Annotated in this window: 16 protein-coding genes and 1 riboswitch; of the genes, 8 read left to right on the plus strand and 8 right to left on the minus strand. The window is 72.6% G+C overall.

The features are described from left to right. Positions 1–46 precede the first annotated feature (46 nt). The 3 genes from ACLQ20_RS23835 to ACLQ20_RS23845 all read right to left on the minus strand — a co-directional run bounded on the left by ACLQ20_RS23835 (position 47) and on the right by ACLQ20_RS23845 (position 2965). Positions 47–1084: a Gfo/Idh/MocA family protein gene (locus ACLQ20_RS23835; RefSeq protein ID WP_151454983.1), complete on the minus strand. Its 1038-nt coding sequence runs from the start codon at positions 1082–1084 to the stop codon at positions 47–49. Next, the gene (locus ACLQ20_RS23840; RefSeq protein WP_151454984.1) at positions 1081–2190 is read right to left on the minus strand and encodes a DegT/DnrJ/EryC1/StrS family aminotransferase; all 1110 of its coding nucleotides are present in this window, start codon (positions 2188–2190) and stop codon (positions 1081–1083) included. The genes ACLQ20_RS23835 and ACLQ20_RS23840 overlap by 4 nt, the downstream gene beginning before the upstream one ends. Positions 2191–2284: 94 nt before the next feature. Further along, complete coding sequence (locus ACLQ20_RS23845; protein WP_151454985.1) at positions 2285–2965, minus strand: TetR/AcrR family transcriptional regulator; 681 nt, start codon at positions 2963–2965, stop codon at positions 2285–2287. A gap of 151 nt (positions 2966–3116) precedes the next feature. On the opposite strand from ACLQ20_RS23845, the gene ACLQ20_RS23850 reads away from it, so the two are divergent. The 4 genes from ACLQ20_RS23850 to ACLQ20_RS23865 all read left to right on the plus strand — a co-directional run bounded on the left by ACLQ20_RS23850 (position 3117) and on the right by ACLQ20_RS23865 (position 8232). Further along, positions 3117–4013 carry an ABC transporter permease gene (locus ACLQ20_RS23850; RefSeq protein WP_151454986.1) on the plus strand — a complete coding sequence of 299 codons (897 nt, stop codon included), beginning with the start codon at positions 3117–3119 and terminating at the stop codon, positions 4011–4013. Then, complete coding sequence (locus ACLQ20_RS23855; RefSeq protein WP_151454987.1) at positions 4006–4821, plus strand: ABC transporter ATP-binding protein; 816 nt, start codon at positions 4006–4008, stop codon at positions 4819–4821. The genes ACLQ20_RS23850 and ACLQ20_RS23855 overlap by 8 nt, the downstream gene beginning before the upstream one ends. A 144-nt stretch (positions 4822–4965) precedes the next feature. After that, entirely contained in the window at positions 4966–6468 is a 1503-nt protein-coding gene (locus tag ACLQ20_RS23860; RefSeq protein ID WP_151454988.1) for a bifunctional cytidylyltransferase/SDR family oxidoreductase, read from the plus strand. Positions 6469–6504: 36 nt separating this feature from the next. Further along, positions 6505–8232 (plus strand): CDP-glycerol glycerophosphotransferase family protein, encoded by a 1728-nt coding sequence (locus tag ACLQ20_RS23865; RefSeq protein WP_425857724.1) that lies wholly within the window; start codon positions 6505–6507, stop codon positions 8230–8232. Between the two features lie 67 nt (positions 8233–8299). On the opposite strand, the gene ACLQ20_RS23870 is transcribed toward ACLQ20_RS23865, so the two are convergent. The 3 genes from ACLQ20_RS23870 to ACLQ20_RS23880 all read right to left on the minus strand — a co-directional run bounded on the left by ACLQ20_RS23870 (position 8300) and on the right by ACLQ20_RS23880 (position 11920). Continuing rightward, entirely contained in the window at positions 8300–9043 is a 744-nt protein-coding gene (locus ACLQ20_RS23870) for an alpha/beta fold hydrolase (RefSeq protein WP_425857725.1), read from the minus strand. A 105-nt stretch (positions 9044–9148) separates the two neighbouring features. Next, complete coding sequence (locus tag ACLQ20_RS23875; protein WP_327031065.1) at positions 9149–9994, minus strand: C39 family peptidase; 846 nt, start codon at positions 9992–9994, stop codon at positions 9149–9151. Positions 9995–10222: 228 nt separating this feature from the next. Beyond that, positions 10223–10363: riboswitch (cyclic di-AMP (ydaO/yuaA leader) on the minus strand. 318 nt (positions 10364–10681) lie between these two features. Then, positions 10682–11920 (minus strand): acyltransferase, encoded by a 1239-nt coding sequence (locus ACLQ20_RS23880; protein WP_327031064.1) that lies wholly within the window; start codon positions 11918–11920, stop codon positions 10682–10684. A gap of 309 nt (positions 11921–12229) precedes the next feature. Here ACLQ20_RS23880 and ACLQ20_RS23885 point away from each other — a divergent pair, with 309 nt between their 5' ends. The 3 genes from ACLQ20_RS23885 (at position 12230) to ACLQ20_RS23895 (ending at position 15807) form a co-directional block, all read left to right on the plus strand. Beyond that, complete coding sequence (locus ACLQ20_RS23885; protein ID WP_358119077.1) at positions 12230–13555, plus strand: polysaccharide pyruvyl transferase family protein; 1326 nt, start codon at positions 12230–12232, stop codon at positions 13553–13555. A gap of 100 nt (positions 13556–13655) precedes the next feature. After that, positions 13656–14291, plus strand: a complete 636-nt coding sequence (locus ACLQ20_RS23890) for an alpha-ketoglutarate-dependent dioxygenase AlkB (RefSeq protein WP_151454994.1) — start codon at positions 13656–13658, stop codon at positions 14289–14291. Positions 14292–14454: 163 nt separating this feature from the next. Next, complete coding sequence (locus ACLQ20_RS23895; protein WP_358119080.1) at positions 14455–15807, plus strand: uracil-xanthine permease family protein; 1353 nt, start codon at positions 14455–14457, stop codon at positions 15805–15807. A 159-nt stretch (positions 15808–15966) separates the two neighbouring features. On the opposite strand, the gene ACLQ20_RS23900 is transcribed toward ACLQ20_RS23895, so the two are convergent. Next, positions 15967–18456: a DNA gyrase/topoisomerase IV subunit A gene (locus ACLQ20_RS23900; RefSeq protein ID WP_151455853.1), complete on the minus strand. Its 2490-nt coding sequence runs from the start codon at positions 18454–18456 to the stop codon at positions 15967–15969. 29 nt (positions 18457–18485) lie between these two features. After that, positions 18486–20543, minus strand: a complete 2058-nt coding sequence (locus ACLQ20_RS23905; RefSeq protein ID WP_425857726.1) for a DNA gyrase/topoisomerase IV subunit B — start codon at positions 20541–20543, stop codon at positions 18486–18488. Positions 20544–21107: 564 nt separating this feature from the next. Between ACLQ20_RS23905 and ACLQ20_RS23910 the strand changes: the two genes are divergently transcribed. Then, positions 21108–22367, plus strand: a complete 1260-nt coding sequence (locus ACLQ20_RS23910; protein ID WP_425857727.1) for a hypothetical protein — start codon at positions 21108–21110, stop codon at positions 22365–22367. Positions 22368–22423: the final 56 nt, after the last annotated feature.

Below are 22423 nucleotides of genomic sequence, written 5' to 3' on the forward strand. Positions count from 1 at the left end.
GGTGCCGGACCGCGGCCCGCCGGACGCGGACCGCGGTCGCCCATCGTCAGCGGGTGGGAACGGTGTCCCCCGCCGGGGACGCGGTGCCCGCCCCCACGGTGATCGTGCTGCCGTCGGTCGCGGAGCGCAGGACGGCGCCGGCCACCTCGACCGTACGCAGGCCCTGGCGCAGGGTCACGATGTCGCTCTCCTTGCCCTCGACCGCGTCGCGGAAGCGCTCGTGCTCGACCAGCAGCGGCTCCCGCTTCGGGATCGCGTAGCGCACCATGTCGCCCTCGGCGACGCCGCGGAACGCGCGCAGCGCCTCCCACTCGGTGTCGATGGCGCCGTTGGCGTAGAAGGTGAGGTCGGCGGTGAGGGTGTCGGCGACGAAGCAGCCCCGGTCACCGGTGATCACCGTGGACCGCTCCTTGAGCGGGCTCAGCCAGTTGACCAGGTGGTTGACCATGGTGCCGTCGGCGAGCTGCCCCACCACGGCGACCATGTCCTCGTGCAGCCGGCCGCTGCGCGACACCGTCCGGGCCGACACCGAGGTGTATTCCTGGCCGGTCACCCAGCTGGTCAGGTCGATGTCGTGGGTGGCCAGGTCCATCACCACGCCGACGTCGGCGATGCGGTGCGGGAAGGGACCCTGCCGGCGGGTGACGACCTGGTAGACCTCGCCCAGCTCGCCCGCCTCCAGCCGGGTGCGCAGGTTCTGCAGGGCGGGGTTGTAGCGCTCGATGTGCCCGACGCCGGCCACCAGGCCGGCGGCCTCGAAGGCCTCCACGAGCCGCACCGCCGCGTCCACGCTCTGCGCGAGGGGCTTCTCGATCAGGGCGCTGACGCCGTTGGCGGCCAACTCCAGGCCGACCTGCTCGTGCAGCGCCGTCGGGCAGGCCACCACCGCGTAGTCGACGCCGAGGGCGAGCAGGTCGCCGAGCTCGGGCACGACCGGCGCCCGCAGCGTGCCGGTGGTGTCGCCGGCCGGGTCGACGATGCCGACCAGCTCGACGCCGTCCAGGCCGGCGAGGATGCGGGCGTGGTTGCGGCCCATCGCGCCGAGGCCGATCAGGCCGGCGCGCAGCTTGCGGCCGGCGCTCACCGGGCACCCCCGGCCAGGTTCGCGCCCTCGGCGATGCGCTCCAGCTCGGCCTCGGTCAGCGAGGGGTGCACCGGCAGGGAGACGACCTCGGCGGCGGCCCGCTCGGTCTCCGGCAGGTCCCAGGGGCCGGGCTTGCCGTCCTCGGTCAGGTAGGGCTTGAGCCGGTGGATCGGGGTCGGGTAGTAGACGGCGTTGCCGATGCCCAGCTCGGTCAGGCGCTGCTGGGCGGCGTCCCGGTCGCCCTGCACCCGCACCGTGTACTGGTGGTAGACGTGCCGGGCGGCGTCGGCGACCGGCGGGGTGACCATGCCGGTGATCTTCGAGTCGAGGAACTTGGCGTTCGCCCGGCGCTGCTCGGTCCACTCGCCGAGCTGGCCCAGCTGGACCCGGCCGATGGCCGCGGCGACGTCGGTCATCCGCATGTTCGCGCCGACGATCTCGTTGGCGTACCGCTGCTCCATGCCCTGGTTGCGCAGCAGCCGCAGGGTGCGGGCCAGCTCGGCGTCGCCGGTGCTGACCATGCCGCCCTCCAGGGCGTGCATGTTCTTGGTGGGGTAGAAGCTGAAGCAGCCGGCGGTGCCGAACGCGCCGACCGGGGTGCCGTGCAGCGCGGCGCCGTGCGCCTGGGCGGCGTCCTCGACGACGGCCAGGCCGTGCCGCTCCGCGATCGCCATGATCCGGTCCATGGCGGCGGGGTGGCCGTAGAGGTGGACCGGCATGATCGCCACGGTGCGCGGGGTGACCGCGGCGGCGACCGCCTCCGGGTCGAGGCAGAAGCTGCCCGCCTCGATGTCCACGAAGACCGGCTCGGCGCCGACCAGCCGGACGGCGTTCGCGCTGGCCGCGAAGGAGAACGACGGCACGATGACCTCGTCACCCGGGCCGAAGCCCAGGGCCATGAGGGTGAGCTGCAGGGCGGAGGTGCCCGAGTTCACCGCGACGCAGTGCCGCCCGGCGACCAGCTCGCCGAACTCCTCCTCGAAGGCCGCGACCTCGGGACCCTGCACCACCCGGCCGCTGCGGAGCACCCGGACAGCCGCTTCGATCTCGGCGTCGCCGATGATCGGCCGCGCTGGGGGAATGAACTCTGGGTGCGGCCCAGCCATGGGGCATCCTCCTGTGTCAGATGGTGCTCGGGTGGGGGTTCGGGGTGCGATACTAGCCCGTTGCGAATCAGGCCGAGACCGACGAGGTCAACGTTCACGCACCGGCCCGATGGGGTTCAGAAGTGGTCAGGGACCGGGTGTCCCACACCGCTGGCTCGTCGAGGGACGGACCGGTACATGCTACCCGCAGGGCCGCGACGATCGCGGCGGCCATGCGCGTGATCTCCGGCGTGTCAAGAGGTGTCCGCGAAATCGCCAGCCGCCAGTAGACCGGCCCGACGATCAGATCCGCCGCGCCGCGTCGGTCGGCGCCCGCCGGCAGCTCACCCCGCTCGACCGCTCGGCCGATGACGAGCTCGCCGACCCGGTCCTGGTAGCCGGTCAGCGCCTGCTGGAGGGTCTCGGCGATCTGCGGGTTGCGCGCCGCCTCGGCGAGCAGGTCCGGAATGATCTGCGAGGCCAGCGGGTGACGTAGCGCACCGGCGGCCACGAGCAGCAGCAGCTCCACGTCCCCGTGCAGGCTGCCGGCGTCCACCATCGGCAGCTTGCGCCCGGCGACCGCGGAGACCATGTCCAGCACCAGCTCGAGCTTGGAGCGCCACCGGCGGTAGATCGCCGTCTTGCTGACCCCGGCCCGCCGGGCCACCGCCTCTATCGACAACCGTCCGTAGCCGACCTCCGCCAGCTCCTGCGTGACCGCGCGGCGGATGGCCGTGGTGATGTCGTCACGGAGCACCGCCGCACCGGCCGGCACCCGCCTCTTATCGGTCTTCACGTGCAACAATGTAGCGCAGCGACGGTACGGTTGCGTCCCGACGTGTTTTCCACTACGGTTCGCCCGGCGACGAGGCGGCGCTCCGCACTGGCCACGCTCTCCCGTCGTCGCGCGCAACCCGTTGGCACGAAAGAGATCGGAGCGCCTAACCATGGCCAACACCACGGTGGCAGACCCGGATTCCGGGCTCACCGGGGCCCAGCTCGCCCAGCGCTACGGTCTCCGGTTCGCCGGCGAACGGCCGTCCCTGGGCGAATACGCGGGGCAGCTCTGGCGCTACCGGCACTTCATCGCCGCGTACGCCAACGCCAAGCTGGTGGCGTCGTTCAGCAACGCCCGGCTGGGGCAGCTCTGGCAGGTGCTCACCCCGCTGACCAACGCGGCGGTCTACTACCTGATCTTCGGTGTGGTGCTGGAGCAGAACAGGACCCCGAACTTCATCGCCTACCTCTGCACCGGCCTGTTCATCTTCAACTTCACCCAGACCGCGGTGCAGAACGGCACGCAGTCGATCACCAGCAACCTGGGCCTGATCCGGGCCCTGCACTTCCCCCGGGCCTGCCTGCCGCTGGCCGTGACGATCACCCAGTTCCAGCAGCTGCTCGGCTCGATGGTGGTGCTCGTCCTCATCGTGCTGGTGACCGGTGAGCCGATCACCCTGGCCTGGCTGATGCTGCCGCCGGCGATCCTGCTCCAGACGATCTTCAACGCCGGGCTGACCATGGCGATGGCCCGGATGGGCTCGAAGCTGGCGGACCTCAAGCAGGTCATGCCCTTCGTCATGCGCGCCTGGATGTACGGCTCCGGGGTGCTCTACAGCGTGGCGCTCTTCGAGGAGCAGCTGCCCTCCTGGGCCTCCAGGCTGGTCGAGCTCAACCCCGCGCTCGTCTACATCGAGCTGGCCCGGGTCTCGCTGCTGGAGAACACGCCGACGCTCAGCTCCTCCCTGCCCCAGCTCTGGGTGACGGCGCTGGGCTGGGCGATCGTGATGGGCGTCGGAGGTTTCATCTACTTCTGGCGAGGCGAACAGGAGTACGGCCGTGGTTGATCACTTCGAGTCGTCCAACGACGTGACGGTGACGCTGCCCAAGGTGCAGGAGCGCATCCCCACCGTGGTGGTGGACGACGCCCACGTCATCTACCGGATCCACAAGGGCGCCGGTGGGGGCGGCGGCCCGGTCGGCGCGCTCAAGCGGATCATGAGCCGCACCTCGGCGCCGAACATCCAGGAGGTGCACGCGGTCAAGGGGGTCAGCTTCACCGCGTACCGGGGCGAGGCGGTCGGGCTGATCGGCAGCAACGGCTCCGGCAAGTCGACCATGCTGCGCGCCATCGCCGGCCTGCTGCCGGTCAACCGCGGCGCGGTCTACACGCAGGGGCAGCCGTCGTTGCTCGGGGTCAACGCGGCCCTGCTCAACGACCTCTCCGGCGAGCGCAACGTCGTGCTGGGTTGCCTGGCCATGGGCATGTCGCCCGAGGAGGTGCAGCGGCAGACCCCGGAGATCATCGACTTCTCCGGCATCAACCAGCGGGGCGACTTCGCCTCGCTGCCGATGCGCACCTACTCCTCCGGCATGGGGGCCCGGCTGCGCTTCTCCATCGCCGCGGCCAAGAAGCACGACGTGCTGCTCATCGACGAGGCCCTCGCCACCGGCGACAAGATCTTCCGCAAGCGCAGCGAGCGGCGGGTGCGGGAGCTGCGGGAGGGCGCCGGCACGGTGTTCCTCGTCAGCCACCAGCTCTCCTCGATCCGGGACACCTGCGAACGGACGATCTGGCTGGAATCGGGCGTCCTGCGCATGGACGGCCCGACCGACGAGGTCGTCCGGGAGTACGAGGCGTTCAGCGGCAAGTAGCGCCCCGGCGCACGTACGGCATCCGCCCGGTGCCGGCCGACCGCGTCGCCCCGTGGGGGCGGCGCGGTCCGCGCGTTAAGGTTCATCCGGTCGCCGCGCGGGCGGAACCTTCTGTTCACGCACCCTGAGAGTGAGGCTTCGGCAATGACGCAGGACCACACCACCGGCCCGGACGCCGCACCGGAGGACCCGGCGCCATGGCGGCCCTCGCGGACGGTGGCGGTGGTGCTGGCCGGCGGCACCGGGACCCGGCTGGGCCTCGGCATCCCGAAGCAGCTGCTGAAGATCGCCGGTAAGCCGATCATCGAGCACACCCTGGCGGTCTTCGAGGCGGCGCCCGAGATCGACGAGATCGTCGTGCTGATGGCCACCGGCCACGTCGCCGACGCGCAGCAGATCGTCGACAAGGCCGGCTTCCGCAAGGTCACCAAGGTGATCGAGGGCGGCGACACCCGCAACGCCACCACCCGCATCGCGCTCGACGCCGTCGGCGAGGGCGACTGCAACATCCTCTTCCACGACGCGGTGCGGCCCCTGGTCAGCGGCCGGATCGTGCGGGAGTGCGTGAACGCGCTCTGGACGTACTCGGCGGTCGACGTGGCCATCCCGTCGGCCGACACGATCGTCCAGGTCGACGAGGACGACTGCATCACCGACATCCCCGTGCGCTCCTCGCTGCGCCGGGGCCAGACCCCGCAGGCGTTCCGCTCGGGCACCATCCGCGCGGCCTACCGGCTCGCCGAGGACGACCCGCACTTCGCCGCCACCGACGACTGCGGGGTGGTGCTGCGCTACCTGCCCGGCACGCCGATCAAGGTCATCGACGGCTCCGACGAGAACATCAAAGTCACCCACCCGGTCGACGTGCACCTGGCGGACAAGCTGTTCCAGCTCGCCGCCGCGCAGGCACCCCGGGTGACCGACGAGCGCAGCTACACCGAGGAGCTGACCGGCCGGACCATCGTCATCTTCGGCGGCAGCTACGGCATCGGCCACGACCTCGCCGTGCTGGCCCGCCGCTACGGCGCGCAGGTCTTCCCGTTCAGCCGCTCCAGCACCGGCACCCACGTCGAGCGCGCCGAGGACGTCGAGGCGGCGCTGAAGACCGCCTTCGAGGCCACCGGCCGGATCGACCACGTGGTGGTCACCGCCGGCATCCTGGAGAAGGGTCCCCTGTCCGAGATGGACCAGGAGACCATGGACCGGGTGCTCCAGGTCAACTTCGTGGGGCCGGTCATCGTGGCCCGTCAGTCGCTGCCCTACCTCCAGCAGACCAAGGGCCAGCTGCTGCTCTACACCTCCAGCTCCTACACCCGGGGCCGCGCCGACTACGCGCTCTACTCCTCCACCAAGGCGGCCCTGGTCAACCTCACCCAGGCGCTCTCCGACGAGTGGGCGGAGTTCGGCGTACGGGTCAACTGCGTCAACCCCGAGCGGACCGCGACGCCGATGCGCACCAAGGCGTTCGGCGAGGAGCCGGAGCACACCCTGCTCGCCGCCGAGACCGTGGCCCAGGCGTCGCTGGACGTGCTGATCTCGGACCTGACCGGCCAGGTCATCGACGTGCGTCGCGCGCCCGGCGAGGTGCCGGCCCAGCCGGGGCCGGCGCGGGCCGAGCGGGACGCCAGCCCGGCCGACGCCGGCTGACGCGGATTTCGGGCCACGGCGGGAAACGGAGCCGACATGCGTGGTGACCTGGTTCGGAAGCTGCTCGCCCGCGCGCTGGCCACCGGCCTGGCGGTGCTGGCGTTCCTCGTCGTCGCGCTGACCGGCGCGACCGGCTGGGGGCTGGGGCTGGCGGTGGCCGCCCTCGCGGCGGCCACCTGGGAGCGGCGGGTGCGCCCGGGCGCCGACAACGCCGCCGAGACCACGCTGGTCGCGGCGGCGATCCTGGTCGGCTACGCCCGCCGCCTCGACGCCGGGTTCGACCCCGCGCTGGCCGTGACCGCGCTGGCCCTGCTGGGGCTGGTGCTGCTGGTCAACCCGCTCCGCGACGCCGGCGGCCTGGAGGTGCGCGCCGCGAACCTGCCGGTGCGCTCGTGGACGCCGCTGGTCGCCGCCCGCCTCGGCGACGCGCTGGCGGTGCTGCTCGCCCTGCTGGCGCTGGCGGCCGTCGCGGGCCTGCCCGCCGGTGTCGCGCTGACGGCCGTCGCCCTGGTCGCCGCCGGTGCCGCGGCGGTCGGGCTGGACCTCGCCCGGCGCAAGTTCCGGCCGGGGGCCGGCGGCTCGGCGGTGTCCCGCGCGCTGCGCCGGCACCAGCCCGAGTTCCTGCTCCACTTCTCCGCGCCGCCCGGCTCGGAGTACCAGGTCACCATGTGGCTGCCGTACCTGGAGCGGATCGGCCGGCCGTTCCTGGTGATGGTGCGCGAGCCGGAGTTCCTGCCCCTGGTCGCCGCGGCCACCAGCGCGCCCGTGGTCTACTGCCCCACCACCAGGGCCATGGACGAGGCGCTGGTGCCGAGTCTGCGGGTGGCGTTCTACGTCAACCACGGCGCGAAGAACAGCCACTGCATCCGCTACACCCAGCTGACCCACGTCCAGCTGCACCACGGCGACAGCGACAAGGCCCCCAGCGCCAACCCGGTCTCGGCGATCTTCGACCGGATCTTCGTCGCCGGCCAGGCCGCCATCGACCGGTACGCCCGCGCCGGGGTGGACATCCCGGCGGAGAAGTTCGTCGTCGTCGGCCGCCCGCAGGTCGAGTCGATCGAGGTACGCCCGGAGCCGGCGCACGGGCGGGCCAACCCTACCGTGCTCTACACGCCGACCTGGACGGGGCACAACGCGGACGCGAACTACTGCTCCCTGCCGGTGGCCGAGACGCTGCTGCGCCGGCTGCTCGACCGGGGCGCGACGGTGATCCTGCGGGCCCACCCGTACACCTCGCAGAACCCGGCCTCCGCCCGGCAGCTGGGCCGGCTCACCGAACTGCTGGCCGCGGACCGGGCCCGCAGCGGCCGGCAGCACGTCTTCGGGGCCGCCGCCAGCCGGGAGCTGACCCTGACCGAGTGCGTGAACCGCTCGGACGCGCTGGTCTCCGACGTGTCCGGGGTGATCTCCGACTACCTCTACTCCGGCAAGCCGTACGCGGTGACCGACATGGTGGACTCCGGCGACCGGTTCCCCGAGCAGTTCCCGCTCGCCGGGTCGGGCTACGTGCTGCGGCGCGACATGGCGAACGTGGACGAGGTGCTGACCGCGCTGCTGGACACCGATCCGCTGGCCTCGGCGCGGTGGGTCACCCGGAGCCGCTACCTGGGCGACTTCCCCGCCGAGTCGTACGCCGAGGCGTTCCTGGAGGCCGCACGGCGCCAGCTCGACGAGGGCTGGAAGACGCCCGCCCCGCGCACGGGCGGCGCGACCGGCCTGCCGCTCGACCCGGACGAGGCGGCCCTCTCCCCCGCCACCTGACGCACCGTTCGGGAGGCACACCGGTCGCGACGGCGGATCTCCGGGCCGGGCCGTTCGCCAGGCACCGTCAGCGGTACGGCTCGACGAGGTCCAGGACCGCTTCGGGGGCCTCGACGTGGGCGTTGTGCCCGAGGCCGGGCAGGGTGGCGACCGGCACCCCCAGCTCCGTGAGCTGGGCGTCGGTGACCATGGGGTCGTGCTCGCCGCGGGCCAGCAGCACGGGCACGTCGGTCGCCGCCAGCAGGGCGGGCAGCTCCGGCGCGCCCACGCCGAACGCGGCCGGGTCCATCGCCAGCCGCCAGCGGCCGTCGACCTGCCGCAGCCCCGCCTCCACGACGGGGTGCTCCGGGGCGAAGAGCCCGGTCAGGCCGGCCACCCGCAGGTAGCGGCGGGCCGCCTCGTCCCGGCTGGCGAACCAGGTCACCGGCCGGGCCGCCAGCTCACCCGCCTTGGCCAGCTCCGCCGGCGACCAGACGGCCTTGATGCCGAGCCCGACGACGGCGTCGACGGGCAGCCCGGCGCCCCGGGCGGCCAGCGCCAGCCCGACCACCCCGCCGAGGGAGTGCCCCAGCACGACGAGCCGGTCCCCCGCCGCGAGCCCCGCGCCGATCCGCGCGGCCAGCCCCGGGAAGGAGTACTCCGGCAGCGGCGGCGACCAGCCGTGGCCGGCGAGGTCGGGCGCCAGCCACCGCCCCGCCCACCGACGCTCCAGCAGCGGCGCCCAGGGCAGCCACACGTCGCCTGTCGCGCCCATGCCGTGCAGCAGCAGGAGCACCCGCCGGCCGTCCCGCTCACCCGACTCATCGACCATGGGCGCAGTGTGCCACCCGTCGGACGCCGCGGGCGAGGGCCGTGACCCGGACACGACATCGGGCGCCGACCCCCCGGGTGGGGAGCCGACGCCCGACGGCGTCGCTCAGGCGGAGTAGCCGCGGGTGGCGGCCCAGTTCGCCAGGGCGATGGTGCTGATCCAGTACGACGCGGTCGCCGGGTTCGCCGAGTCGGCGATCTTCACCAGCCGCCCCTCGTCCTGGTAGCCGACCACCGCGATGTAGTGGCCGCCGGGGAAGGAGTGCCAGCCGCCGTCGGTGTCCGTGGCGCTGCCGGCGACGTTGACCACGACGCCCCGCCCGTCGGTGATGGCCGCGACGACGTCGGCCTGGAGCCGGTCCATCTGGGCCGGGGTGGCGGCGCCACCGGGGATCATCCGGGTCCGGTACGGGTCGCCCTTCACCACCGCGTTCAGCACGCGGGTGGTGTCCTGGGCCGAGTCGGTGCCCATCTGGTCGGTGCCCAGCTGGGCACCGAGGGCGTCCTGGCTGCGCGCGATGCCGGCGGCGCTGAGGGCGTGCCGGACGGCCGCCGGACCACAGTTGTAGAAGGTGGTCTGGGCCTGGTAGTCGTAGTCCAGGCTCTTGGCGGCCGGAGGCTTCGGCGGCTCCGGCTTGCGGGTCAGGTCCGGGTCCGGGGCGGCGCTGGACGCGCTGGCCGACGGGGCGGCGCTGGACGCGGCCGGGGCGGCGCTGGACGGGGCGGGCGCGACCCGGGCCTGGCTGCGCGAGGCCGACGCGTCGTCCCGCAGTTCGGTCGCGGCCACCGGGGCCTGCGCGGCGGCGGGGGCCTCGTCGGTTCCGGCCAGCAGCGCGCCCGTGCCCGACGCCAGCACGAGCGCCGCGGCGGACGCGGCGGCCAGTTGGTACGGACGCTCGGACGTGAGGCGACGCAGCTGTCGCTTGAGGTGGTGCTTCACGGTTTCCTCCACGGGCTCGGGGTGAGCGGCCGTCGGTCCGCGCCGAGGGCAGGGCGGACCGACCGCGCGGACGGGCGTCCGGGCGGGTGGTGGGCCACTCAGGGGATGCGCCCGGGACGCCGGGCGACGGACGGTGACCGGTGGGTCAGCTCATGACCTGCGGGCGGACGAGCGCGGTCACCGCGGCGCCGTGGAGACGGCGGCACAACCGAGGGGTGTACGGGTGTGGCATGACGATGGAACTCCTTCCGACACCGCCGACCGGGTTAGCTGACGGATTCGGGCGGGAAGAACGCCCTACCACGGGCCCACGGCCCACGGATTCACCCCAACGAGCACTGGGTCCCCGGTTCGTCGTTCACGATTAGGCGGGTCGGCGCGGCGTCGCCTCTGGCGATCGGGTACCGCACCGGACGCGCCGACATTACTGGCCGGTCCGCGCCCTGCCAACCCCGTCCCACCTGCCTAAACCTTGATCGGCAGACAATTTTTGCGGGCACTTCGCCACTGACGCGACTCAATGGGACGACCGTTTCTGCGCGCACCTCCGGGCGACAACGGGACAAGTGGCGGACATCGGCGCCGAAACCCCGGCAGGAATCGACCGGGCCGCGCCCGATGACCGGTTCGCCGACGTGGTGACCGGCGTCACCGAAACGGCCGGGATTTCGTCGGCGGACACTCCGGTCGCCGGGGCGCTCAGCGCGAGTCGGCGTACGTCGGTCGGTGGTCGTCCTGCGGGCCGGCGGCCCGGGGGCGCGGCACGGCGCTGCCCCGATCCCCCGGCGTCGCCCCGGGGCCGCCGGGGTCCTGCCCGGCGCCGTCCCCGTCCCGCGGCGTCCGGACCGGCCTGCGCGGGGTGAGCAGCCGCATCATCGGCGTCTCGACGAGACGGTGCAACAGGCCGGCCAGGGCCAGGTTGACCAGCAGGAAGCCGAGCACCACCGCCAGCCCCGACCAGCCGGTGAAGCCGACGCCCCAGTCGCCGGTGAGCCGCAGGACGGTGATCATCACGAGGACGTGCACCAGATAGAAGGCGAAGGAGACCTCGCCCAGCCAGATCATCGGCCGGGACCGCCACGGCGAGCGCCGCCCGCGCACGTCCGCGTCCGCCGCCGCGGCGATGACCAGGATGTACGCGACCGAGAGCAGCGCCGCCCACAGTTCGGCGCGGACCCACTGCGCGGCGACCACCCAGGTCGCCACGAAGAGCAGGCTGGCCAGCGGCAGGCCCGGCCCGCGCCACCGGCCACGCCGCATCAGCTCGGCGGCGGCGACGCCCATCCAGAACTCCAGCGACCGCACCGGCGGGAAGATCTGGGTGAACCACCAGCGGCTCTCCTCGGGCACCAGCGCCTGGGCCGGCCAGAGCGCCAGGATGAGCAGCGGCACCGCGACCACGACGGCCCACAGGGCCCACGGTCGGGCCCGGCGGATCAGCGGCAGCGCCAACGGCAGGCAGAGGTAGAAGAAGAACTCGCAGGACAGCGACCAGCTGACCGTGTTGATGCTGTAGAAGTGGCCCGGCCGCGGGTCCCACGCCTGGAGGAGGAACAGGTTCTCCACCGCGACGAACCGGTCCACGGGGTCGGCGAACCAGGCCGCGACCGCCAGGGCCGCCACCCACAGCACCACGTGGCTCGGCCAGATCTTGGCCACCCGGCGCCGCCAGAACGCCCGACGGGTGTCGGTGGGTCGGGCCGACCAGACCAGCACGAAGCCGCTGAGGATGAAGAAGAACTGCACGCCCGACAGCCCGAGTGCGAAGGCCCAGTCCACGACGGCCTTCTGGCCGGGCTCGGCGATGATGCCCATCGTCGCGACGTGGAACCCGAAGACGAGCAGGGCGGCGACCCAGCGCAGCCCGGTCAGCGACGGCAGGCGGCTGGCCGGGGACGCGGGCCGGGCGGCGGGCGCGACGGTCGCGGCGTCGTTCATGCCGGCATCCCGACGATCCGCAGGGTCACCAGCACGTACGTCTCCTCCTCGACCCCGTCCTCAGGCGCCCCCGAGGGGCCCGTGGCGGTCCGCCGGTCGGCGCCGCCCCGCCGGGCACCCTACCCGCCGGGCCTGAGGCTCTGTTCCGTCCCGTCCGCGAGTGCCCGTTCTGTCCCGTGGGGGAGTCCCGTTCCTCCCGTCCCTCCGTGACCGTTGCGTCCCCATCCGTGACGGCGGTGGCGGGCATCCGGGTTCCGGCCGATCGGGTGGCTAGTATTCCCAGACCCGGAGGTGACGAGAGGCGGGCGAATGCACCAGCGAATCCTGATGCGGGCGAAGAAGGGCCCGTTCGACGTCTACTCGCCGGAGGAGACGCACGAGCGGAACTGGATCGGCGACAACAACGGCAACCTCGTCTTCAGCCACGCCGCCCACAAGCTCCTGCGCACCGCCACCGCCGAGATCACCTCGACCGAGTTCAGGATCGACCCGCGCGACGCCGACATGATCAACGAGCGGTACGACGTCTACGTCGTACCGCTCGCCAACGCCTTCCGCCGCAGCTACGCCCACCGCGTCGAGGCCATGACGAAGCTCATCGAGCAGCTGAAGATCCCGGTGGTGGTGCTCGGGGTGGGCGTACAGACCGACATCAACGGCGACCGGGAGTACCTCCGCCCGATCGACGACGTCGTGACCCGGTTCGTACGGGCGGTCCTCGACCGCTCGCACAGCATCGGCGTACGCGGCGAGATCACCCGTGACTACCTGCGCACCCTGGGCTTCTCGGCCGTCGACGTGATCGGCTGCCCGTCGATGTTCCTGCACGGCGACAGCCTGCGGGTGGAGAAGAGGAAGGCGTCCCTGTCGCCCGACGACAGGCTCGCGCTCACCGTCTCCCCGTACGTCACGTCGATGGCGGAGATCATCGCCCGGCACCACGAGCGGTACCCGAACCTGCGCTACCTGCCGCAGGACCTCAAGACGCTCGGCACGCTCCTCTACGGCGACGCCCCCGGGGACCGGGGCAGGACCAGCAAGATCCCGATCCACACCTCGCACCCGCTGTTCACCGAGGACAAGGTGCGGATGTTCGTCGACCCCTGGACCTGGATGGACTACCTCTCCGGGTTCGAGTTCGCGTTCGGCACCCGCATCCACGGCACCATCACCGCGCTGATCGCCGGCACGCCCGGCTACCTCTTCGCGCACGACTCGCGCACCCTGGAACTCGCCCGGTACTTCGAGATCCCGCACCGGGTCATGAAGGACGTGCCGGTCGACGTCGACGCCGCCCAGCTCTACGCGGAGGCGGACTACACGGCGCTCAACGCCGGCCACAGGTCGCGCTACGAGACGATGCTGGCCTTCCTCGCCAAGCACGACCTGGGCCACGCCTTCGCCGACGGCGACAGCGCGGCCCGGTTCGACGCGCAGGTGCGCTCCACCGCCTTCCCGCCCGCCGTACGCCCGGCCGCCGCGACCGCCCCCGACGCGCTGCTGGAGCGGATCCAGTGGCTGCGCGACCGCAACGTCGAGCTGCGCAAGGAGACGGAGACGCTGCGCGGGCAGCGCCTGCAGGCCCGGGTCAAGCAGGTGATCGGTGGCCGGGTGCGCCGGATGCTGAGCCGCTGAGGCGGGGTTCGCACCGCCCGTCCGGCCGCCCCTCACCGGCGACCGGCGGGCGGGCGACGCGTCCGTACACCTGTACCAACATGGCGGGTACGCTGGGCGGATGACCGGGGCCGCCTACCAGCCGTCGATGTTCGACCTCACCGCCGCCGGACCGTCGCTGAGCCCGCTGGCCGACCGGCTGCGCCGGCACCCGCTCACCCACGGCGCGTGGGTCGACCATCTCCCCGGCTGGGTCACCGGCTCCGACCAGGTCTTCGACGTCCTGCTGCGGGACGTCCCCTGGCGGGCCGAGCGCCGCACGATGTACGACGCCGAGGTCGACGTGCCCCGGCTGCTCTGCTGGTACGCCGGGCACCGCCCGCTGCCGCACCCGCTGCTCACCGAGGCGCGCGCCGCCCTCACCCGGCACTACGCCCCCGAGCTCGGCGAGCCCTTCGTCACCGCCGGCATGTGCCTCTACCGCTCCGGCCGGGACAGCGTCGCCTGGCACGGCGACACCCAGGGCCGCTCCGCGCACACCGACACCATGGTCGCCATCGTCTCGTTCGGCTCGCCGCGCGCACTGCTGCTGCGGCCCCGTGGTGGCGGCGACAGCCTGCGCTTCCCACTCGGCCACGGCGACCTCGTGGTGATGGGCGGCTCCTGCCAGCGCACCTGGGAGCACGCCGTGCCCAAGACCACCCGCCCCGTCGGGCCCCGCGTCAGCGTCCAGTTCCGCCCCGCCGGCGTCGCCTGACCCGCCCGACGGGCGGCAACGGTTCGCGGGCCCGGACGGCCCGCCCATGCCACCAGCCGAACCCCTGCCGGGCCACCGGCCGGGCCGAGCCGGGCCTCTGCTAGAAACGACTCCTGGGTTTCACCTGCGCCCCCGTCACCTCTCCAGACGCGAAGGGCGTTCCATGACCCAGTCCTCCACCGAGCCGCGCTCCCGTTGGTCCGCGTGGGCGGTCCACGGCGACGGCCGGTCCATCCGCCCCGGCGACGTGGTCCACCCCGACGAACGCCTCTCCTGGCCGCGCACCCTCGGCGTCGGCGTGCAGCACGTCGTCGCGATGTTCGGCGCCACCTTCACGGTGCCGCTCATCACCGGCTTCCCGCCCGCCACCACGCTCTTCTTCTCCGGGCTCGGCACGCTGCTGTTCCTGCTGATCACCGGCAACCGGCTGCCCTCGTACCTCGGCTCGTCCTTCGCCTTCATCGCGCCGGTGCTGGCTGCCAAGGCCGGCGGCGACATCGGCCCGGCGCTCGGCGGCATCGTCGTCGCCGGCGTGGCGCTGGCCGCCGTCGGGCTGGTCGTCCAGCTCGCCGGGTCGCGCTGGATCGACGCGCTGATGCCGCCCGTGGTCACCGGGGCGATCGTCGCGCTGATCGGCCTGAACCTCGCCCCGGTCGCCTGGGACGGCGACGGGAGCGGCACCGGCGTGAAGGCGCAGCCGCTGATCGCGGTGGTGACGCTGGCCGCCATCCTGCTCGCCACGGTGGCCTTCCGGGGCTTCCTGGCCCGCCTGTCCATCCTGCTGGGGGTGGTGGTCGGCTGGGTCCTCGCCGCCGTGCTCGGCGACCTGGACCCGAAGGCGGTCGACGGCCTGCGGGACGCCGCCTGGGTCGGCCTGCCCGAGTTCCACGCGCCGAGCTTCAGCCTGCGGGCGGTCGTGCTGGTCATCCCGGTGATCCTGGTGCTGATCGCCGAGAACGCCGGGCACGTCAAGGCGGTCGCCGCGATGACCGGCCGGAACCTGGACCGGGACATGGGCCGGGCGTTCATGGGCGACGGGTTGGCCACGATGCTCGCCGGCTCCGGCGGCGGCTCCGGCACGACCACCTACGCGGAGAACATCGGCGTGATGGCGGCGACCCGGGTCTACTCCACCGCCGCGTACTGGGTGGCCGGCCTGACGGCGGTGCTGCTCGGGCTCAGCCCGAAGTTCGGCGCGCTGATCCTCACCGTGCCGGCCGGTGTCCTCGGCGGCGCCACCACCGCCCTGTACGGCCTGATCGCCATCCTCGGCGCGCGGATCTGGATCGAGAGCCGGGTGGACTTCCACGACCCGGTGAACCTGATGACCGCCGCCGTCGCGGTGATCGTCGGCGCGGCCAACTACACCCTCACCGCCGGCGACCTCTCGTTCAACGGCATCGCCCTGGGCACCGCCGCCGCCCTGACCGTCTACCACGGCATGCGCCTGGTAACCCACCTACGAACCCCCACCCCGGATCCCACCCCCACCCAGCCCCCCGCTCCGCCCCGTTGATCATGAAGTTGTTGTCGTGACACGCCGAGTGGGGTGACAACAACTTCATGATCAACGCGCGGAACGAGCGCGGGGAGCAGGGGTGGGGGTGGGAGTGGGGGTGGGTGGGTGGGCGTGCGGGGGCCGGTTGGGTCAGCGGCCGGCCCCCGGCCGGTTGGGTCAGTCGCGTTCGATCTGGTGGCCGACGACGGTGGGGCCCAGCATCACGGCGAAGCCGGAGCCGTCGCGGCGCGGGTCCGCCGCCGGCAGCTCCACCGGCTCGCCGGTGGCGGTGGCGGCCGCCGGACGCGACCCGACCCAGGCGACGGCCACGTCGGTCTCACCCTTGAGGAAGCGGTGGGCGCGCACACCGCCGGTCGCCCGCCCCTTCGCCGGGTACGCCTGGAACGGCGTGACCTTCACCGTGGCGCCCGTGGAGGTGACTACCATCGGCTCACCGTGGCCCGGGTCGTCGGTGCGGATCGCCCCGAAGAACACCACCCGGGCGCCGGCGGGCAGGTTGATGCCCGACATGCCGCCGCCCTTGGTCCCCTGCGGCCGGACCAGTCCGGCGGCGAACCGCAGCAGCGACGCCTCCGAGGTGACGAAGGTGAGCGTCTCCGCGCCGTCGGTGAGCCAGGTCGCCCCGACCACCTCGTCGCCCTCCCGCAGGCCGATCACCTCGAACTCGTCCGAGCGGACGGGCCACTCCGGTGCGCAGACCTTGACCACGCCCTGCCGGGTGCCCAGGGCGAGGCCCGGGGAGCCCTCGGCCGTCGGCCCGAGTGGTGCCAGCCCGACCACGGTCTCCCCCGATTCCAGCGGCACCAGCTCGGCGGCGGCCATCCCGCCGCGCAGCGACACCGTCCCCGCCTGCTCGGGCAGGACCGGCAGCGGCAGCACGTCGACCTTGAACGCCCGGCCGGCGCTGGTCACCAGCAGCACCTTCCCCCGGGCGGTGGAGTGCACGACGGCGCGTACGGCATCGTGCTTGGTCCGGCCGTGCCGCCGGCGGCCCTCGGACGCCTCCTCCGACTCCGCCGCCGTCCTGGCGACCAGCCCGGTCGCGGAGAGGATCACCTGGCAGGGGTCGTCGGCGACCTCCAGCGGGCCGGCCGGCGCGGACGCGGCCAGCACCTCCTTGAGGTCCCCGTCGACGAGCGTGGTGCGACGCGGCGCCCCGAACTGCTTCACCACCGCCGCCAGCTCGTCGGAGACGACCTTCTTCAGCACCTTCGGGTCGTCGAGGATCGTGGAGAGCTCGGCGATCTCCTTGCGGAGCTTCTCCTGCTCGGCCTCCAGCTCGATCCGGTCGTACTTGGTCAACCGGCGCAGCGGGGTGTCCAGGATGTAGGTGGCCTGGATCTCGGAGAGCCTGAACTTCTGCATCAGGCCGTCCTTGGCGGCCTGCGCGTCCTCGCTGGCCCGGATGAGCTTGACCACCTTGTCGATGTCGAGCAGGGCGATCAGCAGGCCGTCGACCAGGTGCAGCCGCTCCTGGCGCTTGCGCCGGCGGTACGAGCTGCGCCGGGTCACCACCTCGTAGCGGTGGGCCAGGAAGACCTCCAGCAGCGCCTTCAGCCCGAGGGTCTGCGGTTGCCCGTCGACCAGCACCAGGTTGTTGACGCCGAACGACTGTTCCAGCGGGGTGAGCCGGTAGAGGTCGGCGAGCAGCGCCTGCGGGTTGACCCCCACCTTGCACTCGACGACCAGGCGGGTGCCGCTCTCCCGGTCGGTGAGGTCCTTGACGTCGGCGATGCCGGTGAGCCGCTTGGTCTTGTTGACCTCGTTGGTGATGGCCGCGATGACCTTCTCGGCACCGACGCCGTAGGGCAGCTCCACGACAGTGATCGCCTGCCGGCCCCGGCTGCCCTCCAGCGGGCCGATCTCGACCTTGCCCCGCATCCGGACCACCCCGCGCCCGGTCTCGTAGGCCCGGCGCACCTCGTCGAGCCCGAGCAGCAAGCCGCCGGTGGGCAGGTCGGGACCGGGCACGAACTCCATGAGCCGGTCCAGCGTGGCGTCCGGGTGGTTGATCAGCCAGCGGGCGGCGGAGACCACCTCGCCGAGGTTGTGCGGGATCATGTTGGTCGCCATGCCGACCGCGATCCCCGAGGCGCCGTTGACCAGCAGGTTGGGGAACGCGGCGGGCAGCACGGTGGGCTGGGTCAGCGAGCCGTCGTAGTTGGGCTCGACGTCGACCGTGTCCTCGCCCAACTCGCCGACGAGCAGCATCGCCTCCCGCGACATCCGGGCCTCGGTGTATCTCGAGGCCGCCGGCCCGTCGTCTGGGCTGCCGAAGTTCCCGTGCCCGTCGATGAGTGGCGCGTTCAGCGAGAAGTCCTGCGCCAGGCGCACCATCGCGTCGTAGATGGCCGTGTCGCCGTGCGGATGGTACTTGCCCATCACGTCCCCGACGATGCGGGCGGACTTCACGTGCCCCCGGTCGGGGCGGTGGCCCTGCTCGTACATGGACCAGAGGATGCGCCGGTGCACCGGCTTGAGGCCGTCGCGGGCGTCGGGCAGGGCCCGGGAGTGGATCACCGAGAAGGCGTACTCCAGGTAGGAGTCGGAGACCTCGGTGACCAGCGGATTGTCGAAGACCCGCGCGCCGGCCTGGTCGAAGGCGGACAGGTCCACCTTGGCGCGGTCGTCCTTGCGGCGTGCCATCGTTCAGCTTCCCTCTCGGCGGGTGGTGCTCATGCGTCGATCGCCTCGCGGTCGACCCGGTCGGCGGAGTCGATCAGCCAGTTGCGGCGCGGCTCGACCTTCTCCCCCATCAGCAGTTCGAGGATCCGCTCGGCGGCGTCGACGTCGTCGAGGGTGATCCGGCGGACGGCCCGGGTGGCCGGGTTCATCGTGGTCTCCCACAGCTCGTCGGCGTCCATCTCGCCGAGACCCTTGAATCGCGGGATCGGGGTGACGATCTGCTTGCCGGCCTTCTCCAGCTTGCGGACCGTGGCCTCCATCTCCGCCTGGGTGTAGGTGTAGATCGTCTGCGGGTTGCGCCCCCTGGTGGTGATCTTGTGTAGGGGCGGCATCGCCGCGTAGAGCCGGCCGGCCTCGATCAGCGGTCGCATGTAGCGAGCGAAGAGCGTGATCAGCAGGGTGCGGATGTGCGCGCCGTCCACATCGGCGTCCGCCATGATCAGCACTCGGCCGTAGCGCATGGCGGACAGGTCGAACGTGCGGCCGGAGCCGGCGCCGAGCACCTGCACGATCGCGGCGCACTCAACGTTGTCCAGCACCTGCTGGAGGTTGGCCTTCTGCACGTTGAGGATCTTGCCTCGAATCGGAAGAAGTGCCTGATATTCGGCAGATCGGGCAAGTCGCCCTGTCCCGAGTGCGCTGTCCCCTTCCACGATGAACAGCTCACTACGGTCGATGCCCGCCGCGCGGCAGTCGACCAGCTTCGGCGGCATCGACGCGCCCTCCAGGGCGGTCTTGCGGCGGGCCGCGTCCTTCTGCTGCTTCTGCGTCAGCCGTACGCGCGCCGCGTCGACGATCTTCTGGAGGACCGTACGCGCCTCGGCCTTGGTCCGGCGATCCTCCAGCCACGCCTTCAGGTGCTGCTCGACCAGCCCCTGGATCACCTTGGTGATGCCGGCGGTGGAGAGCTCGTCCTTGGTCTGCGAGGTGAACTGGGGCTCCGGGATCCGGACGTGCACGACCGCTGTCATGCCCTCCAGGACGTCGTCCAGGGTGGGCGGGTCCTCCTTGGCCTTGAGCAGGCCACGGGTGTTGCGGACGGCGTCGGCGAGGGTACGCGCCAGGCCCCGCTCGAAGCCCTTGCGGTGGGTGCCGCCGTGCGCGTTGCGGATGGTGTTGGTGAAGCACTCGACGGTGCGCTCGTAGCCCGTGCCCCAGCGGAAGGCCACCTCGACCTCGGCCCGACGCTGCACGTTGGACTGCATGACCCCGTTGGCGTCGGCGGCGTTCTCCCGGTAGGTGCCCTCGCCGGTGACCATCAGCATGCCGGAGACGGGCCGGTCGCCGGCCGGGGCGAGGAACTCCACCATGTCCGTTAGGCCGTCGGGGTAGTGGAAGCTCTCCTCGGTCGGCTCCTCGCCGGTGTGGTCGCGCAGCGTGTAGTTCACGCCCGGCACCAGGAACGCCGTGTTGCGCAGCTTCATCCGCACGGCCTCGGCGTCCAGGCGGGCGCCGGTCTCGAAGTAGCGCGCGTCGTGCCACCAGCGGATCGAGGTGCCGGTGCGCTGGCCGCGCTTCATCGCGCCGACGATCTGGAGGCCGGGACCCGGGGTGAACGCCGCGTCGGGGCCGGCATCGTCGAAGACCCCCGGCACGCCGTGCCGGAACGACATCGCGTGGACCTTGCCGCCCCGGCGGACGGTGACGTCGAACCGGCGGGACAGCGCGTTGACCGCCGAGGCGCCCACGCCGTGCAGACCGCCGGAGGTCTTGTAGCCGGAGCCGCCGAACTTGCCGCCCGCGTGCAGCCGGGTGAGCACCAGCTCGACGCCGGAGATGCCGGACTTGGCGTGCACGTCGGTGGGGATGCCCCGACCGTCGTCGTCGACCTGGACCGAGCCGTCGGCGTGCAGCGTCACCTCCACCTTCGTGGCGTGGCCGGCGACGCCCTCGTCCGTCGAGTTGTCGAGGATCTCGTTGACGAGGTGACCCACGCCACGGCTGTCGGTGGAGCCGATGTACATGCCGGGCCGCTTGCGGACGGCGTCCAGCCCCTCGAGGTGCGTGAGGTCGTCGGCCCCGTACAGGGTCTCAGGCTCTGCGGTCAACTGGTCGTACTCCCAGGTCTCGGCGATGTGGTGCCGCGTCCGACGTCGCCGGCCGGCCCGCGCGCCGCAGCGAGCCTAACCGGGAGATGCGACAGGACGACGGCGCCCCGCAGCGAGGCACGCGCCTCGTCGTGGGTCGGGCCCGGGCGGCAGGGTAGCGCGTTCCGTCCGGTTCCGGCGCATCGAAGCCACCGTGACCGGTTTGCGGTGATGCCGGCCGGCGGGCGGTTCCACCCGGACAACAACGATGCCGTGGCCAGCCTTCCCCCACGCGGCTGACGCCGCCACTGACGCAGGGTCCCCGGGCACCGCAACGCCGGGTTCTCCGGTCGCCGGGACGCCGGACCCCCGGGGGCCGGGTGGCCGGCGTCACCGGCCACCGACACTCCACCGCCGACGCCCCGGACCTGCGCTCCGACCGCCGACGCCCCCGGGGTCGCGGCCGGGGCGAGTGTGTCCCTCTCGGAAAGATCTTGTTACAGGCCATTGACGCCCGTCGTGCCGGAGTGATCTGATCGCGCCCTCGGAGGATCTTTCACGTTTCGATGGACAGTTAGGGGACGCATGTCCAGGTTCCGTCGTACCGCACTCGCGGCGGCGCTCGCCGTCGCCACCGCCACCCTGTCGACCGCCGTCGGGCTGAGCGCCCCGGCCTCGGCAGCCCCGCCCACCGCCGCGGTGGCGCTCGGCGACAGCTTCATCAGCGGCGAGGGCGCCGGGGCGTACACCCCGGTGGCCGACGCCAACGGGGTCGCCCAGGGCTTCCCGGGCTGGACCGCCGCGAACAACAACGCGTTCTTCTGCCACCGCTCGGCGAACGCCTCACTGCACCGGGCCAATCTGCCGGGCATCCAGGACCGGTTCAACCTCGCCTGCTCCGGCGGGCAGCCGCACGACATCGCCGCCGCCTCCTCGGCCCGGGCCAACGGCCGCCAGGTGGCCGCCCAGCTCGACCAGCTCCGGGCGGTCGGCCGGACCCACGACATCGACCTGGTGCTGCTCGGGCTCGGCTCCAACAACAGCTCGTTCACCTTCGGCAACGTCGCGGAGAAGTGCGCCAACCGGTTCATCGCCGACGCCTGGACCGGCTGGTGGGAGTTCTGGGCCTACCTGAACGGCCCCGTCGAGCAGAAGCCCTGCTCCGACGCCGACCTGGCCACCGCCGCCCAGTGGAGCGCCGCGACCGCGGAGACCACCTCGGCCGTACGCCAGCTCCTCGCCACGCTGCGCGAGATCGACGCCGACGGCCAGCACCGGATCGTCTTCCAGGACTACACCAACCCGCTGCCGCTCGACCTCGCCCCCGGGTTCCACGAGGAGGACAGCCGGGACGACACCCGGGACAAGTTCCGCGCGCTCGGCGCCGAGCGGTACGCGGCCGGCTGCCCGATCCACCGGGCCAGCCTGCTGCCGGGGCACCGCTTCTCGCAGGGGCTGGGCACCCTGGTGAAGTCCACCCGGGACACCCTGGCCGCCGAGTTCCCTGGCGCGGACCTGGTCTACCTCAACGTGCAGCGGGCCTTCGACGGCGCCCGGCTCTGCGAGTCGGGAACCAGCCCGGCCGGCACCCTGGCCACCCCGATCCGGCTGCAGGACAGCCCGCCCAACGGCGTCTTCGTCACCAGCCTCTCGGGCAAGGACAAGATCGCCATCCAGCGGATCGCGAACACCTGCGTGAGCTACTTCCAGACCTGCCAGGAGTCGTGGCACCCGAACGCCGCCGGCCACCAGGTGCTCGGGCAGTGCCTGACGGGCGCAGCCACCACCGGTGCGCGTTCCGTGGCCTGCGTCCGCGCCGGGGACGGCTCGATCACGGTCTCCTGACCGCGACCGCGTCCCGGAACCCCGTGCCGCCTGGCGCGGGGTTCCGCCACGTCCGG

This window comes from Micromonospora sp. DT46 (genome assembly GCF_049841735.1).
GTDB classification, from domain to species: domain Bacteria; phylum Actinomycetota; class Actinomycetes; order Mycobacteriales; family Micromonosporaceae; genus Micromonospora; species Micromonospora reichwaldensis.

What these genes read in the sequence shown, in the direction of transcription:
- ACLQ20_RS23910 (WP_425857727.1), top strand. Translation starts at nt 21,108, where the DNA reads ATGTCCAGGTTCCGTCGTACCGCACTCGCGGCGGCGCTCGCCGTCGCC.
- ACLQ20_RS23870 (WP_425857725.1), bottom strand. Translation starts at nt 9,043, where the DNA reads ATGGTCGATGAGTCGGGTGAGCGGGACGGCCGGCGGGTGCTCCTGCTG.
- ACLQ20_RS23890 (WP_151454994.1), top strand. Translation starts at nt 13,656, where the DNA reads ATGACCGGGGCCGCCTACCAGCCGTCGATGTTCGACCTCACCGCCGCC.
- ACLQ20_RS23840 (WP_151454984.1), bottom strand. Translation starts at nt 2,190, where the DNA reads ATGGCTGGGCCGCACCCAGAGTTCATTCCCCCAGCGCGGCCGATCATC.
- ACLQ20_RS23850 (WP_151454986.1), top strand. Translation starts at nt 3,117, where the DNA reads ATGGCCAACACCACGGTGGCAGACCCGGATTCCGGGCTCACCGGGGCC.
- ACLQ20_RS23865 (WP_425857724.1), top strand. Translation starts at nt 6,505, where the DNA reads ATGCGTGGTGACCTGGTTCGGAAGCTGCTCGCCCGCGCGCTGGCCACC.
- ACLQ20_RS23880 (WP_327031064.1), bottom strand. Translation starts at nt 11,920, where the DNA reads ATGAACGACGCCGCGACCGTCGCGCCCGCCGCCCGGCCCGCGTCCCCG.
- ACLQ20_RS23860 (WP_151454988.1), top strand. Translation starts at nt 4,966, where the DNA reads ATGACGCAGGACCACACCACCGGCCCGGACGCCGCACCGGAGGACCCG.
- ACLQ20_RS23900 (WP_151455853.1), bottom strand. Translation starts at nt 18,456, where the DNA reads ATGGCACGCCGCAAGGACGACCGCGCCAAGGTGGACCTGTCCGCCTTC.
- ACLQ20_RS23885 (WP_358119077.1), top strand. Translation starts at nt 12,230, where the DNA reads ATGCACCAGCGAATCCTGATGCGGGCGAAGAAGGGCCCGTTCGACGTC.
- ACLQ20_RS23895 (WP_358119080.1), top strand. Translation starts at nt 14,455, where the DNA reads ATGACCCAGTCCTCCACCGAGCCGCGCTCCCGTTGGTCCGCGTGGGCG.